Annotated in this window: 12 protein-coding genes and 1 riboswitch; of the genes, 6 read left to right on the top strand and 6 right to left on the bottom strand. The window is 43.6% G+C overall.

Going from position 1 to position 14,303, the window contains the following annotated elements:
* Positions 1–1,317 carry a polysaccharide deacetylase family protein gene (locus BW976_RS17385; RefSeq protein ID WP_076374748.1) on the top strand — a complete coding sequence of 439 codons (1,317 nt, stop codon included), beginning with the start codon at positions 1–3 and terminating at the stop codon, positions 1,315–1,317.
* 14 nt (positions 1,318–1,331) lie between these two features.
* Here the strand turns inward: BW976_RS17385 and BW976_RS17380 are convergent, their stop codons facing one another.
* On the bottom strand, positions 1,332–1,787 hold the full coding sequence (locus BW976_RS17380) for a DUF2314 domain-containing protein (RefSeq protein ID WP_076374746.1): 456 nt from the start codon (positions 1,785–1,787) through the stop codon (positions 1,332–1,334).
* Between the two features lie 532 nt (positions 1,788–2,319).
* On the opposite strand from BW976_RS17380, the gene BW976_RS17375 reads away from it, so the two are divergent.
* A complete protein-coding gene (locus BW976_RS17375) occupies positions 2,320–2,694 on the top strand; it encodes a VOC family protein (RefSeq protein ID WP_076374964.1) in 375 nt (124 codons plus the stop codon).
* A gap of 1 nt (position 2,695) precedes the next feature.
* Here the strand turns inward: BW976_RS17375 and BW976_RS17370 are convergent, their stop codons facing one another.
* The 4 genes from BW976_RS17370 to BW976_RS17355 form a co-directional block, all read right to left on the bottom strand.
* Positions 2,696–3,034 carry a cupin domain-containing protein gene (locus BW976_RS17370; RefSeq protein ID WP_076374744.1) on the bottom strand — a complete coding sequence of 113 codons (339 nt, stop codon included), beginning with the start codon at positions 3,032–3,034 and terminating at the stop codon, positions 2,696–2,698.
* Positions 3,035–3,091: 57 nt separating this feature from the next.
* Positions 3,092–4,915, bottom strand: coding sequence for an arylsulfatase (locus BW976_RS17365; protein WP_076374742.1), 1,824 nt, complete (start codon positions 4,913–4,915; stop codon positions 3,092–3,094).
* 639 nt (positions 4,916–5,554) lie between these two features.
* Positions 5,555–7,423, bottom strand: coding sequence for a CocE/NonD family hydrolase (locus BW976_RS17360; protein ID WP_076374740.1), 1,869 nt, complete (start codon positions 7,421–7,423; stop codon positions 5,555–5,557).
* 514 nt (positions 7,424–7,937) lie between these two features.
* Positions 7,938–8,162 (bottom strand): response regulator transcription factor, encoded by a 225-nt coding sequence (locus BW976_RS17355; RefSeq protein ID WP_076374738.1) that lies wholly within the window; start codon positions 8,160–8,162, stop codon positions 7,938–7,940.
* A gap of 331 nt (positions 8,163–8,493) precedes the next feature.
* Between BW976_RS17355 and BW976_RS17350 the strand changes: the two genes are divergently transcribed.
* Positions 8,494–9,177, top strand: coding sequence for a DUF6624 domain-containing protein (locus BW976_RS17350; protein WP_076374736.1), 684 nt, complete (start codon positions 8,494–8,496; stop codon positions 9,175–9,177).
* 17 nt (positions 9,178–9,194) lie between these two features.
* Here the strand turns inward: BW976_RS17350 and thiD are convergent, their stop codons facing one another.
* The gene (thiD, locus tag BW976_RS17345) at positions 9,195–10,031 is read right to left on the bottom strand and encodes a bifunctional hydroxymethylpyrimidine kinase/phosphomethylpyrimidine kinase (RefSeq protein ID WP_317042944.1); all 837 of its coding nucleotides are present in this window, start codon (positions 10,029–10,031) and stop codon (positions 9,195–9,197) included.
* 54 nt (positions 10,032–10,085) lie between these two features.
* Positions 10,086–10,178, bottom strand: a riboswitch (TPP riboswitch).
* 406 nt (positions 10,179–10,584) lie between these two features.
* On the opposite strand from thiD, the gene BW976_RS17340 reads away from it, so the two are divergent.
* The 3 genes from BW976_RS17340 to BW976_RS17330 all read left to right on the top strand — a co-directional run bounded on the left by BW976_RS17340 (position 10,585) and on the right by BW976_RS17330 (position 14,252).
* Positions 10,585–11,535, top strand: coding sequence for an endo-beta-N-acetylglucosaminidase H (locus BW976_RS17340; protein WP_084192244.1), 951 nt, complete (start codon positions 10,585–10,587; stop codon positions 11,533–11,535).
* Positions 11,536–11,567: 32 nt separating this feature from the next.
* Positions 11,568–12,806: an endo-beta-N-acetylglucosaminidase H gene (locus BW976_RS17335; RefSeq protein ID WP_076374732.1), complete on the top strand. Its 1,239-nt coding sequence runs from the start codon at positions 11,568–11,570 to the stop codon at positions 12,804–12,806.
* A gap of 114 nt (positions 12,807–12,920) precedes the next feature.
* Positions 12,921–14,252 (top strand): EndoS/ChiA family endoglycosidase, encoded by a 1,332-nt coding sequence (locus tag BW976_RS17330; RefSeq protein WP_076374730.1) that lies wholly within the window; start codon positions 12,921–12,923, stop codon positions 14,250–14,252.
* Positions 14,253–14,303 lie beyond the last annotated feature (51 nt).

Below are 14,303 nucleotides of genomic sequence, written 5' to 3'. Positions count from 1 at the left end.
ATGATGAAAAAACTGTTCCTGCTAGTTATTGTCGTCCTGTTTCTAGCTTCGTTTGCAAAGGCCCAGCCAGGCAAAACCCAAATAACCAAGTGGCAGTATAACCGCAACGGCGCAGTATCCATTACCTGGGATGATGGTTCTATCAATCAATTCAAAATAGCATTGCCCATACTCAACAGGCTGCAGCTACCCGCTACATTTTTTATCATCACCGGCCAAATACCAGGCTCACAATATCATGGCCTGTTCATCGGCCGTCCGGTAAAAGATATCATCAGGGAAACAGCTAGCATACCTACCAATAAGGATAACTTTTTTGAGCGGGCATCAGCAGCAGGGTATCTTGGACTGATCGGTCCGCTGGATTATCATTACAAAGCCGGATCATTAATAGATGCTGGCAAACCCGAAGCAGCTTATAAAGCCATTGATGAGTGTTACGCCAAGGTACGCAATGGTGAATTTAAACCCGGCATACAGCATAACGACGAATATAAAGATGCCCACGGCACTACCTGGGCACAGATCAAAGCTTACGCCGCGCAAGGCCATGAATTTGCCAGCCATATGGTAACCCATCCACGCCTGGCCGCCCTTGACGAAACCAATTTAATGTACGAAGCCCAAAAAAGCCGGCTGGATGTCTTAAACCACCTTGGTCTTCCATATACCTTTAGTGCCGAAGGGCCGTTTGGCACCGAGAACGAGCGTGCTGTTGCCTACCTGGCCAAAGTTTATCCTGCTCTGCGTAACCGCATGCCCGAACCCTGGCTCAAAGAAATAAGCCGTAGCAACAAGGATACTCCCGGCAATACCAACAAGGAATATGTTCAATATCAACGTGGTGCAACAACCAAAACGCCATTACTTATGATGAAAGCCTGGGTTGATACCACCATGAACAGGAAAGATACTTGGCTGGTACTTACCCATCATGGAGTGGATGGTATAGGGTGGGAAGCCCTGCCCCACCAGGAGCTGAATGAGTATTTTACCTATATTAAAAACCACCAGGACAAGCTTTGGGTGGCCACTTTTGGCGATGTAACCAAGTACATGCGCGAAAGACAAAGTGCCAAAGTACAGAGCAGTTTAAAAGGCAATCAAGTAACCATAATTATCAACCACCCGCTTAGCAAAGTTTTTTACAACTTCCCGCTTACGCTTAAAACCTATGTGCCCGCCGGTTGGAAAAATGTAAATGTTGTACAAGGCAATAAAAAACAAACAACCGCCACCACCACCGATACTAAAGGTGTTTATACGCTGTATCAGGTTTTGCCAAACGGGAATCCGGTGATTTTAACAGGGATATAATTCCAATACTCTTCTTACGGTTTGCTGTTCAGGTATTTCTCTGAGAATTCGCCGGTTATTTTTTTTGTTCTTATATTTTCAACTGCCCAATCTTCTATATCGGTTTCTTTAATGCTGATCTTATCGCCAAGCTTAATATTTTTAAGTGTAAATGGCGAATCGATGAATATGGCTTTAAAAAAACCATTGCTATAACCCACCACTTCAGACCACATATGCTCATGGGTATCGCCCTCCACAAAATCTGATTTTACTACAAACCTGTAGCCCTGGGTATCATTTCCGTGCTTTTGCAGGCTATCAATAAACTGGGGCATATATTTTTGAGCTGTACCTTTTAAAGCCAGAAACCGGGCATCATCTTTTGGTAATGTTACAGATTTATACAACACATTATTTTCAACCTTAGTTTGCTGACCATAAGCACCTGTTATGACAAACAGCAACAAAATAAACAGTAGATTTTTCATGCACTTTTTCACTGATAAAGTTTGGAACTTCAGGTTTATAACCCCAAAACTATAGTTTAGCACAAATCCTGCATTATACCACAACCGTTATTTTTTATTCCCGACTTTCATTGACCTAAGGGAAACAAAAACTTTTTAAAGTTTTATTTTAACACTTTTCTGCTCAAAAACAGGGCAAAAACACATCAAAAACTGCTTAAAAATCACTCAAAACCATCGATTTTAACACTTTTTAACAAATTTTAGATGAGTTTTTAGAGGTTTAAGAAGTATTAATTTTGTGAATATCAAATAACTACATGCAAAATAGTTGATTTTTGGAGCTTATTCTCCCTTAACCAAACAGCCCGGTTTCTCTCTTTTTCGGAGAAACCGGGCTGCCCATACTAATATACAAAATCTTGGCCGGTAATACAAGAAAAATCAACATGATTACATGCTTAACCTATCGTAGTTTCTGCCTGTTTGCACATCAAATCTTTTTGGGATGTGTCGACTATTTTATATGGTTAATTTGTTTAAATTTAGCTATATGAAAAAAGTAACTGGCATAGGCGGCATCTTCTTTAAATGTAATGATCCGCAGAAAATGAAGGACTGGTATTCCCAAAATCTGGGTCTGCCTGTTGAGCAATACGGCACCATGTTTAAATGGAGAGACGCGGATGACCCCGATAAAGAGGGCACTACTGTTTGGAGCCCTTTTGCAAAAGACACTAAATATTTTGAACCTTCGAAAAAAGATTTCATGATCAATTATCGGGTCGAGAATATCGAAGCTTTGGTAGAACAGCTAAAAATTGATGGCGTAACCATTATTGATGAGGTAGCCACTTATGATTACGGTAAATTTGTCCATATCCTCGATCCAGAAGGAAACAGCATTGAGCTTTGGGAAGACATTTAATTTAGCCCATTACCGTCTCCGTTTGTTGGTGCTCTATGGTTAGATTCACAGATCTTTCTCCACCGGGACGGGTGCAGTGGCGCATATTTTTCGGGATGGTTAACATTTGCCCAGGCTGCAATTCGAGGGTGCCGGTTTCCAGGTCGACTAACAAGGTGCCTTCCAGCACCAGGAAGGTTTCGTCGGAATTAGGATGCAGGTGCCAGAAATAAGGTTCGGTCATGATACCTATCCGTACGATATGATCATTCACACTGCTCAGAATGGTATTAAAATAATCCTCCGGATGTTCTGCAGAGATTGCTTTTGTGTCGATAACAGTTGGTTGTAAAAGTTCCATATTTAATAAAAACAGATTTTATACAAAAATACAATAGTAATCAGATAAGCGGCCCGGTCATTCTTCCTCCTGCGCTTCTTTTTCCCGGCTATCACTTATCTGCAAATATTGGTTTGCAGGGAACCAGGAATCGTGCAGCGGGTAAACATGGTACTTTTTGACCTCGATCTCAAACCAGGCGCGCAATTCTTTTACCTTTTCGGGATATTTTGTAGCCAGGTTAAAATGCTCATTAAAATCGTGCTGCATATCATATAGTTCCCAGGTATCTTTCAGATATGATCGCCCCTGGTGATGATAGGCCTCTACCTTCCAGCCATCTTTATATAAAGCCCTTGAAGCCCCGGTTTCATAATATTGCAGCGTGTGCCTGTCTTTGGCAGCAGCATTATTCAGCGTATATGCAAAACTTGTTCCTTCCACTGGTGCCTGCTGGTAGCCGTTGACTAATGCGGGAATCTTCGCCTTTATAAGTTCCATCACTGTTGGCCACACATCAATCAAGTGTACGTATTGGTTGCGGATGCCCCCTTTTTCCCGGATAAAACCCGGAGCGTACAGGATCATGGGATTGTGCGTACCTCCTTCTGCATTTGCGTCACCTTTCCAGAGTTTAAAGGGGGCGTTGGTGGCTTGTGTCCAGCCCAGCGGTATATCGCCTTTGAAGTTTTTCCGGCCGATCTGATCTATATTTTTCAACGCCGCTTTTACCCGCTCTTCGTGGCTGGCCTTTTCCATTCCTTCGGGTACACCGGGCAAATCGGCCGTGTATTTAGTGGCGCCATTATCGCCGATGATGACCATCACCACACTGTTTTCCAGCTGCCCGCTTTGTTTTAAATAATTGATCACCCTGCCTATCTCATAATCAGTTTGCGATAAAAAGCCGGCATGTGCTTCCATGGCCCTGGCCATTACCTTTTTTTCATCAGCCGAAAGGCTTTCCCAAGCTGCTATTTTTTCATTACGTGGCGGCAGCGTAACATAGCCAGGTACCACGCCCAGGCGTTTTTGATTGGTGAGCACCAGTTCCCGGTATTTATCCCAGCCCATATCAAATTTGTCTTTATATTTATCTATCCACCGTTGATCTGTTTGCAATGGCGAATGCACCGCACCTGGCGTAAAGTACAGGAAAAATGGTTTCTGCGGATTGGCTTTGTTCTGGTTGCGGATGTAATCAATAGCCCTGTCGGCCAGCATGGTGGTTAAATGCGTGCCTTTGCCAGTATCTACGGCCGCCCGGGTTATACCCTCCCAAAGTACGGGGTAATACTGATCGGTTGCCGATTCCAGGAAACCATAAAAACGATCAAAGCCACGCCCGGTTGGCCAGCGGTTAAACGGACCAGCCGCAGTCCGGTCCGCCAGTGGCGTTAGGTGCCATTTACCCACCGCAAAAGTGTTATAACCGTTTTCGCGTAATACTTCGGCTATGGTGGCTTTTTCAAAGGGCATATAACTGTCGTAACCGGCCGCATCAAAAGCGGTTTCGGTAAAATGTCCCATGTGTACCGAATGATGGTTGCGCCCGGTTAAAAGAGCAGCACGCGAAGGCGCGCACAAAGCTGTTGTATGGAAGTTGGTATATTTTAATCCCCTTTTGGCCAGACTGTCAAACACAGGTGTTTCTGCCAAACCTCCAAAACTGCCAGCGGTACTGAAACCCACATCGTCCAGCATAATGATCACGATGTTCGGTGCTTTTACTGGTGCCTTAGGAATGTAAGCGGTTTTGAAAAGCTTGGTGGTGGTATCATACTTTATCGGATCCTGTCCATAGTTTTTTTCGGGGCTGTGCTGAGCGTATCCCATCAAAGGGTATAGGAACAACAGTCCTGCGATGTGGAATAATTTAAGAGAGTAGGTTATTTTTTTCATCCGTAACTAATTTTAAGTGGTGAAGTGAAATCACCAACCACAGGCTAAATAAAATTCAAGCGTGAACGCCTGAACCGTCGGAGAACCATTTGTTAAAAAGTGGGTTTACATGGTTTACACTTTTTATGGTTAACATTGATTTATTATATTGAAAATCAATAATTTATACAAATTTTTCCATAATATACCAAGTTTTATGTAAACCCACGAAAAAGAGGGCTGTCACCCTGAGCCTGTCGAAGGGTTGAGCGCAGAGGCCTGCCCACCATGCTTCGACAAGCTCAGGATGAGAGCCCTCTTTTATGGACGATAGTTTATCCTATACCATAAACCCCTTCCCCCCCTTCCCCCAATGTCATTAAGTTAAGGGGAAACGCAAAAGCAATTCCGCAAAAGCCCCCTCTAAACGGCGAAGCCCTCATGTAATAATCTCCCCCGGAAGGGGAGACTTAGCTTCAATTCTTTAAAGTCCTCCCTACCGGGGAGGATTTAGGTGGGGCTCTATGTGCTTAACTTAATGACATTACCCCTTCCCCAAGGAATGAATCGCACAGCCCTTTGCTTTTAATTCTTTACACCGGATGCCGAATGCTAAAACCTTTCGATGTTCAACATTCAGCATCCGGTGTTCGATATTTACTATTCTATCACCCTTACTTTCAAAAAGCTTGGGCTATCTTTTGAGGTATAAACCCGGTGGGTAGCCTTTTTAAAGTCGGTGTCTTTTGCTTTCATAATGTCCTGAAACTGCTGGGTATTCCTATCGATAAGCGGGAACCAGGTACTCTGTACCTGCACCATTAATCGGTGACCTTTTTTAAAGGTATGCAGTACATCTTGCAGCTCAAAATTCACCGGTGTTACCTGGCCCGGTACAAATGGCTCTGGTTTACTAAAGTCATTACGGTATTTACCACGGATAGCTTCGCTCCGTACCATTTGCTGATAGCCCGACAAGTAAACATCCTTGCCTGTCCACTTATTATTTTTGGTCGAATCCGGGTAAACATCAATCACTTTAACTACCCAATCGGCATCGGTGCCGGTGGTTGATACTTTTAAATTGGCCCATATATTACCGGCAAGGGTAATGTCCTTATCCAATACGTCGGTTTGATAGGTCAGTACGTCCGGCCTCCGGGCAGCAAAGCGTTGATCGCCGGTCATATACTCCCGCTTCATATCCATGGTAATATCATTTGTAAATGGCACGGGTTTGTTCGGGTCGGATATAAACTCATCAAAACTGCCTGCTGTGGCTGCCGGTGCATCAAAAGCCAGTTTCCCGCCGGGCAATAGGTACAGGTTCTTTTCGGCGGCTTCTTTTGCCGGCCAGGTATTATAGGTTTTCCATTGATTGGTGCCGGTTTCAAATGCAGATACCGGTGCCAGGTTCAGGTCAGTCCCTTTCAGGTAATGACTAAAAAAGGCAAACTCTATCTTTTCGCGATAAAACGGACCGGTTGGCCCACCAAAATCTACATCGCCTAAATGGTCGCCATCGCCGCGAGCCCAGCCACCATGCACCCAAGGCCCCATGGTAAAGTAAACCGGTGTTTTAGGATTTTCTTTCACCAATGTTTTGTAGGTATTAATAGCGCCATACAAATCCTCAGCATCGTACCAGCCGCCGGTAACCAGTACGGCGGTTTTAATATCGTGTAAGTGGGTTAGTACATTGCGATCTTTCCAATGCTGGTCATAGTTGGGATGATCCAGCATCTCGTTCCACAGGCGAATGGTATCTTTATAAAATTTATCGTTTGTGTTTTTTACCGAACCCATTCTCAGGAAAAAATCATATCCATCCTCGGTTCCGGTATTAAGTCCGGGAACCCTGCGTTGCGTAGGCTTATCATCCTGGCGATTGGTAAAAAATGGGTAAAAGCCAAAATTGGCCACCAGCATAAAGGCACCGTTATGAAAAGCATCATCGCGGTACAAATCGGCCATGGGAGCTTGTGGCGATGCAGCAACCAGTGCCGGATGGCGGCTCAGCAATGAGGCAGTAGTATAAAAGCCGGGATACGATATACCCCATACCCCTACTTTACCATTATTGTTGGGTAGGTTTTTAAGCAGCCAGTTGATAGTATCGTAGGTATCTGTGCCTTCGTCAACATCATTTTTGGTTTTATGCGCCTCTTTTTCGGGTGTCATTTCTTCAAAAATGCCTTCGCTCATCCAGCGACCGCGTACGTCCTGGTAAACAAAAATAAAACCATCATGCACAAATAACGATGATGGCCCCAGGCCGCCTTTATACAAATCAGTTCCATACGGCGCAACACTGTATGGTGTGCGGTCCATCATGATAGGATACTTTTTCGACTGATCTTTGGGTACGTATACCGAGGTAAACAGTTTTTTGCCATCGCGCATGGGTATCTGGTATTCGTATTTCTGATAATTAGCCTTGATGTACTCGGCATCAGGCGCCTGGGGTTGAGCGTAAACACTGATGGCCGCTATCGTCAGCCATAAACAGATAAATAATGTTTTTTTCATTTAATTAGTCAATCAAGCCCTAAATGTACCTGAATAAAATAAAAGAGGCAACTGGTGGCGAGTCTTAAGTTTGGAGCCGGAAGTCAGTAGTTCCTCCCCAAGGATTTTCGTCCCCTCGGGGGTCTCCTGAAAGTTTAAGTTAACCCACAAAATTGATCAACTTGAAATTTCAACGGGAGGCACCTACGGAGCCAAAGAACGTGCTCTTTTAGGCTATAAACACGTGGCCCCGCTGGGGCCGGCAATGCTTTATACTATAATTAGTATACCTGGCCTGCCATTCGGCCTCAGAGAGGCCTCCTGTTTATAGATAAAATTAAAGAAATGGTGGACTCCTGCGGAGTCTCCTGATCCTGAACTTGCCTTCCGGGGACTCTTTAGTTCATATTTAGATTTTATGGGTTAACTTAAATCTGCGAGAGACCCTGAGGGGACAAAAGTTAAAAGAATTGTAAAACAAAAGCCCTTAGTTTTATGACCAAGGGCTTGAAGGGAGGTAATAATAAATTTTTTATTAAAATCCGCTCTCCGTAAGTAATAACGCGTGGGTTGCACGTCTAATCAATTGCATGGAGTTTTTAACCTCCATTTTTTCAAGCATGTGACGCCTGTGTGTCTCCACGGTGTTGATACTGATAAATAATTTCCCAGCGATCTGTTTGGAGGAAAATCCTTCTCCAATCAGATCCAGCACTTCCATTTCTCTTTTGGTGAATGTTCTAACTTTTTCTGTGTACATGATTGTCCGTTTCAGGGAATAAAACGTTCTACCTATGTGCTGTGCTGGGCGGGTTAGTATTTGCTGTCTTCCCTCGTTATAAAAAATTGTGAGCTGCAAAATTGCAGCACCGGAAAGAAAAAGCAGCCGGGATATTTACGTGATCGGCATCGTGATTTTACGCTGATTACATCGCGTAAAATCCATCAGGGTTGCGGGGTTTTCACGGATTGCTTATTGCACATTTTTTCCGGTGTAATAACCACGGGTTGAGCCTATTCAAAGACAATTTTAAAAACGGTTTCCCGTTAATACCAAGCACCTTATTGATATAAACCATAAATTTATCACAATGAAAATGAAACACATCTATTTGGTCCTGATCCTGGTATTTTTACGGTTGATGTCCATGGCACAGGTAAATTCTTTTACCATAGACAGTAGTAAATTCAATAAACCGGTAATGCTGATGCTAGATACCATTTACAAGGACGACCAGGGAGGCAGGGTTAGAATGGGTGAAATTTCAAAAAGCAAAGCCAGTGAGGCCCAGATTGATTCTGCAAGAAAAGCATTACGGGCCATCGATGCTAAAAATTTAGTTAAGGTAAGAGCTATCATCAACAAATATGGCTGGCTTGGCCCGCAGGATGTAGGTATGAATAGCAGCCAGGGCTTGTTTTTAACCATACAACACGCCGACCTTGCCACGCAGGAAGAATATTTACCCATGGTGAAAAAGGCGGTAAAAGATGGCAAAACACTCTCAAGTAACTTAGCACTGTTAGAAGATCGTGTGGCTATGCGCCAGGGCAAAAAGCAAATTTACGGCAGCCAGCTATTCACCAATAAAGCAACCGGCAAATTATGTTTTTACCCGATAGAAGATCCCGACCATGTGGATGAAAGGCGCAAAACTGTAGATCTTCAGCCCATTGCGGAATATGCCAAAGTGTTTAATTTAACCTGGGATATAACAGCCTATAAAAACTCGCTCCCTGAAATTGAAAAGGCGGCCAAAGAGCAGAAGCTATAAACGTTAATAAACAGGCCTTACGTGTTGATGATCTGTTTTTGTGGATCAAAAAAATGATTCAGCGGACCATTGCCTTTGCCGGTTTGTACATCTTTTCCGTTCAATATGGCCTTATGCACATATTGCTGCGCAAGGGCTACCGCATCTGGTAATGATCTTCCCATAGCTATGTAACTGGCTATGGCCGATGACAAGGCACATCCGGTACCACGAGTATTTGGAGTATCGATTTTTTCAAAGCTGTATTCCTGACCCCCGCCATCGCTTGTAAAATATAAGGAAGTCAATTGCGTGGCATCCAGGTGGCCCCCCTTCAGTAATACCGACCGGGTTCCCAGCTCCATGATTTTTTTGCCGGCTGCTTGCATATCGTCCACCGTATGTATAAGCATCCCGGTTAAAACAGCGGCTTCATCCAGATTGGGGGTAATAACAGTAGCCAGGGGGAACAGTTTTTTAACAATCATTTCCACCGTACTATCTTCCAGGAGCCGGTGCCCGCTGGTTGATACCATGACTGGATCAAAGACCACCGGAACCTCCGGGTACTGTTGCAAGGTATTAACAATGACCTCGACCACATCGGCAGAATGTACCATACCTATCTTGATAGCATCCGGGAAAATATCATCCAATACGGCTTGCAATTGGGCTTCCACTATATGAGCAGGTATAGGATAAATGGACCTAACTCCACAGGTATTTTGAACTGGGAGCGCCGTAAGCACCGAGGTAGCGTAGCAGCCCAATGCCGAGATGGTTTTGATATCGCCCTGTATGCCGGCGCCACCACTGCCATCAAACCCTGCTATGGTTAAAACAGATGGATAGCTGTATGCTTTTTTATTCATCATTAGTTTCCGGATAAAAAATTTGGCTTATGGGCTCAGGACTGAGCGCTGCGGATAAAATAAATTCCAACTTTTCCCTACACCGGTATCAGCCGGATCAGGTTCAAAGGGTTTATCTCAATTCTTCACAGAATACCCCTAAAGCCATGGCAAATGTAGTTTTTTCCCTGGTGACATCCCACGGCTTATAGCGCCAAATGATGCTATTAAACCATATATGACGATAATATAGATATTAATATAATTAAATTTTAAATGTTTGTAGGCAATTATTATTTATTGCTTGTCCATATAGCTGTAAACCAATTAAATCATTACGCATATAAACCCATTAATATATGCTCATTCATTTACCGGACGTTAAAAAATATTTAACATTTCTTAGTTATTTAACTAAACATATTATAATGCTAAATCGTTTAATACCCACCCGCCCTATTAATTTATCTCCAATTATTTCTTTATGCCACCAATAAAACCAATACGCCTATGCATAAACACGGCTCTTGAGCTTAAACCGATTAAAAATTTATAAACCAATTTTAAAAAACCGACAATGAGAAAAACATCTAATTCACTATTTACCAAAGCGTCAGTGGCCTTGTTGGGCTTTTCGCTCCTATTTACAGCAGCCTGTAAAAAAGACCTCGCTCCAACTCCACAAACTGACAATACCTCATCAAAATTAAGTACCAGCGCCATTGGCGTTAGCGGCCCAAAAGGTGTTTGCTATGTAGAGGTTAACAGCAACGACATCCGTAACGTAGGTAAGTACACCTTATCAACCGGACAACAATTGTTTGATATCGCCATTATATTCGCGGCCAACATTAACTATAACACCACCACCCAAAAGGCCGAGTTATTTTTTAATCCGCAGGTAACTAATGTATTGAGCAACAAAGCTACTTATATACAAACCCTGCAGGCCAAAGGTATTAAGGTAATGCTTTCTATTTTGGGTAATCACCAGGGTGCGGGCATCTCTAACTTCCCGAGCCAACAAGCTGCGCAGGATTTTGCCCAACTGCTCAGCAACGCCGTTACTACTTACGGTCTTGACGGTATCGACTTTGACGATGAATATGCCGATTACGGTACCAATAATACCGGGCAACCCAACTCCAGCTCATTTGTATATCTGGTAACCGCCTTGCGTCAGCTGATGCCTAACAAACTCATCTCTTTTTATTTTTATGGCCCGGCAGCATCTCGCCTAAGCTATAATGGCGTAACCGTAGGCTCAAAAGTTAATTACAGCTGGAATGCCATTTATGGGTCTTATTCAGTACCAAATGTTCCGGGATTAGCTAAAAGCAATTTAGGGCCTGCTGCTATTGATATCCAGAGTACCAGCTCATCAACCGCGGCTTCACTGGCTACACAAACTGTTAATAACAGCTACGGTATTTACCTGTATTATAACCTGCCTAATACAGATGTGCATACTTACTTAACCAGCGTTTCTAACGCGCTATATGGTAAAGCTACCGTGAAACAGCCCTAAAATTTACCCTTGAAAAACCAATAGAAACCGACATGAAAACATCTATCAATTTATCCTTTAACAGGATAGCTGTAGCCCTATTTGGCTTTGCGCTAATGTGTACAGCAGCCTGTAAAAAAGACCTTACCCCTAATGCAAAAACAAACACTGCTTCATCAAAATTGGGCACCAATGCCATTGGCGTTAGCGGTCCTAAAGGTGTTTGTTATGTAGAGGTGAACAATAACGATATTCTTAATGTAGGCAATTATACCCTGTCAACCGGGGAGCAGCTTTTTGATATCGGTATTATATTCGCGGCCAATATCAATTACAACACCACTACCCAAAAGGCCGAATTATTTTTCAATCCGCAGGTAACTGCTGTATTAAACAACGCGGCCACTAAGATTCAGCCATTACAAGCCAAGGGTATTAAGGTAATGCTATCCATCCTGGGTAATCACCAAGGCGCAGGTATCTCCAACTTCCCGAGCCAGCAGGCTGCACAGGATTTTGCCCAACTACTCGCAAATGCTGTAACCACCTACGGTTTGGATGGTATTGATTTTGACGATGAATATGCCGATTACGGAACCAACAACACCGGGCAACCCAACTCTAGCTCTTTTGTTTACCTGGTAACCGCGCTACGCCAGCTGATGCCCAATAAGCTGATCTCCTTTTATTTTATTGGCCCTGCCGCATCAAACTTAAGTTATAATGGTGTAACCGTAGGCTCAAAAATTGATTATAGCTGGCAAGCTTATTACGGCAGCTACGGCGCCCCAAATGTACCGGGATTAGCTAAAAGCAACCTGGGTCCTGCTGCTATTGATATCCAAAGCACCGACGCATCAACAGCAGCATCATTAGCAACACAAACAGTAAGCGATGGTTATGGCATCTACCTGTACTATAATCTGCCTAATGCTGATTCGCACACTTACCTGAGCAATGTATCTAACGCGTTATATGGTAAAGCTACGGTGTTTGGCAGCGGCGGCACTACTCCACCGGCTACCGGTGTTACTTTTTATCAGGATATCAATTATGGCGGTACCGTTACCAGCAACATAGCCAAGGGCAATTACACCTTATCACAGTTGCAGGCTTTGGGGTTTGTGAACGATTGGGCATCATCGGTAAAAATTCCTTCGGGATGGACAGTGACCATGTACAGTGATGATAATTTTACCGGCACCTCCTGGACGTTAACCGCCAACACTACCAATTTCACCACCCTGTCGCCCAATGCGAACGATGTGGTAAGCTCTGTTAAAATTCAATAACAAAATAAGAATCGAGAATCAAGAGTTAAAAATGGTCATCGATCAATTTCACTCCTTTCTTGATTCTTGACTCTTGGCTCTTGACTCTATTTAACTGTTTATAAAAAAACTATTATGAAAAAAAATGCTTTTTTAACGAGGGTAGGATTGCCTATGCTCTGTATGTTGGCGCTTGCCCTTACTTCATCCTGCAAAAAGGATAGCGGAAACTCGGCCGAAAAACTACAAACACTTGGTGCATCCAAGAATAGTTTAAAAACCCAGGCGGCCACTTCAAATGCCGACCTGATTGCTTACAAAAATAGTGTACATAAAATATTTGTAGGTTTTTTGGTAGGTGATGGTGCCGATCCTGCTGCCAGTTATAATCCGGCCAATGCACCAGACAGTACCGACTTTCTGGAGTTTTTTGCCGGGAATGATGCCACCAGATCTCATTGGCGTGCAGCACAAGCCAAAGGAACCAGGATAGTGGTGTGTCACTTTCTGCAGGATGCCTATTTTGATGGATCATCCAAGGATCCGGCTACGCCAACTTCAACCAAGACCGTTGCCAGTTCAACCAGCACTTATGATCATTGGTCGCAGGCGATGTATAACCAGCATATTGTAGCCGATTCTTTAGACGGTATAGATCTGGATATAGAATCCGGTACCATCGACAACAAAAACGTAACCAGCAGCAGTTATCCGAATTTACTAACATCGGTGGCCAAATGGTTCGGACCGAACTCTACCTCGGCAGTTACCAAAAGCATGGGCAAAAAACCGGTATTCTTTTATGATACCGACGGATCTTTGGATAACAATACTTTAACCGGCACTAAAAGCAATTATGACTATATATTATTCCAGTCCTATACTACCGGAAGCCATTTCTGGAGCAGCAGTTCCTTCCCACTATCTTCGATAGCTTCTACTTATGGATCGGATAAAACTATTTTGCTGGTTAACGGCGATAGCTTTAAACATGCCGATGGCACTGAAGATCAATCAGGCGGCGATGCTCAAGCAACATCCGATCTGTACAGTTATGCCACTAATTGGGCCAAAACCAACAAGGTTGCCGGCGTTGGCGCTTACCGCATGAGCCGCGATTATAACCATACTCCTCCATTTATAGTGTCAAGGAATGCCATTCAGCTTATGAACGGCTCTGGCAGCGGTACTCCAACCACCGGCGTAACTTTTTATCAAAATACTAATTATGGCGGTACGGTTACCAGCCTGATACCTAAAGGCACCTATACCCTGTCCCAATTACAGGCTTATGGTTTTGTGGATAACTGGGCATCATCGGTAAAAGTACCATCGGGATGGACAGTGATCATGTATATCAACGATAACTTTGGCGGCACATCCTGGACACGTACGGCAAACACGCCCGACTTTACCACCTTGTCGCCAAATGCCAATGATAAAGTAACCTCTGTTAAAATTCAATAATGAATAAGGCATTATCCAGCTTGAGAAACTGGGTAAGGTTGATTAGTTTGT

This window comes from Mucilaginibacter lappiensis (genome assembly GCF_900155965.1).
GTDB classification, from domain to species: Bacteria; Bacteroidota; Bacteroidia; order Sphingobacteriales; family Sphingobacteriaceae; genus Mucilaginibacter; species Mucilaginibacter lappiensis.
The sequence above is the reverse complement of the archived record's forward strand: the minus strand, read 5'-3'. Positions and strand labels throughout refer to the sequence as shown.

Bases quoted from the DNA above. Each gene is read 5' to 3' on its own strand.
- BW976_RS17385 (WP_076374748.1), top strand. From the start codon at position 1: ATGATGAAAAAACTGTTCCTGCTAGTTATTGTCGTCCTGTTTCTAGCT.
- BW976_RS17380 (WP_076374746.1), bottom strand. From the start codon at position 1,787: ATGAAAAATCTACTGTTTATTTTGTTGCTGTTTGTCATAACAGGTGCT.
- BW976_RS17375 (WP_076374964.1), top strand. From the start codon at position 2,320: ATGAAAAAAGTAACTGGCATAGGCGGCATCTTCTTTAAATGTAATGAT.
- BW976_RS17370 (WP_076374744.1), bottom strand. From the start codon at position 3,034: ATGGAACTTTTACAACCAACTGTTATCGACACAAAAGCAATCTCTGCA.
- BW976_RS17365 (WP_076374742.1), bottom strand. From the start codon at position 4,915: ATGAAAAAAATAACCTACTCTCTTAAATTATTCCACATCGCAGGACTG.
- BW976_RS17360 (WP_076374740.1), bottom strand. From the start codon at position 7,423: ATGAAAAAAACATTATTTATCTGTTTATGGCTGACGATAGCGGCCATC.
- BW976_RS17355 (WP_076374738.1), bottom strand. From the start codon at position 8,162: ATGTACACAGAAAAAGTTAGAACATTCACCAAAAGAGAAATGGAAGTG.
- BW976_RS17350 (WP_076374736.1), top strand. From the start codon at position 8,494: ATGAAAATGAAACACATCTATTTGGTCCTGATCCTGGTATTTTTACGG.
- thiD (WP_317042944.1), bottom strand. From the start codon at position 10,031: ATGATGAATAAAAAAGCATACAGCTATCCATCTGTTTTAACCATAGCA.
- BW976_RS17340 (WP_084192244.1), top strand. From the start codon at position 10,585: ATGAGAAAAACATCTAATTCACTATTTACCAAAGCGTCAGTGGCCTTG.
- BW976_RS17335 (WP_076374732.1), top strand. From the start codon at position 11,568: ATGAAAACATCTATCAATTTATCCTTTAACAGGATAGCTGTAGCCCTA.
- BW976_RS17330 (WP_076374730.1), top strand. From the start codon at position 12,921: ATGAAAAAAAATGCTTTTTTAACGAGGGTAGGATTGCCTATGCTCTGT.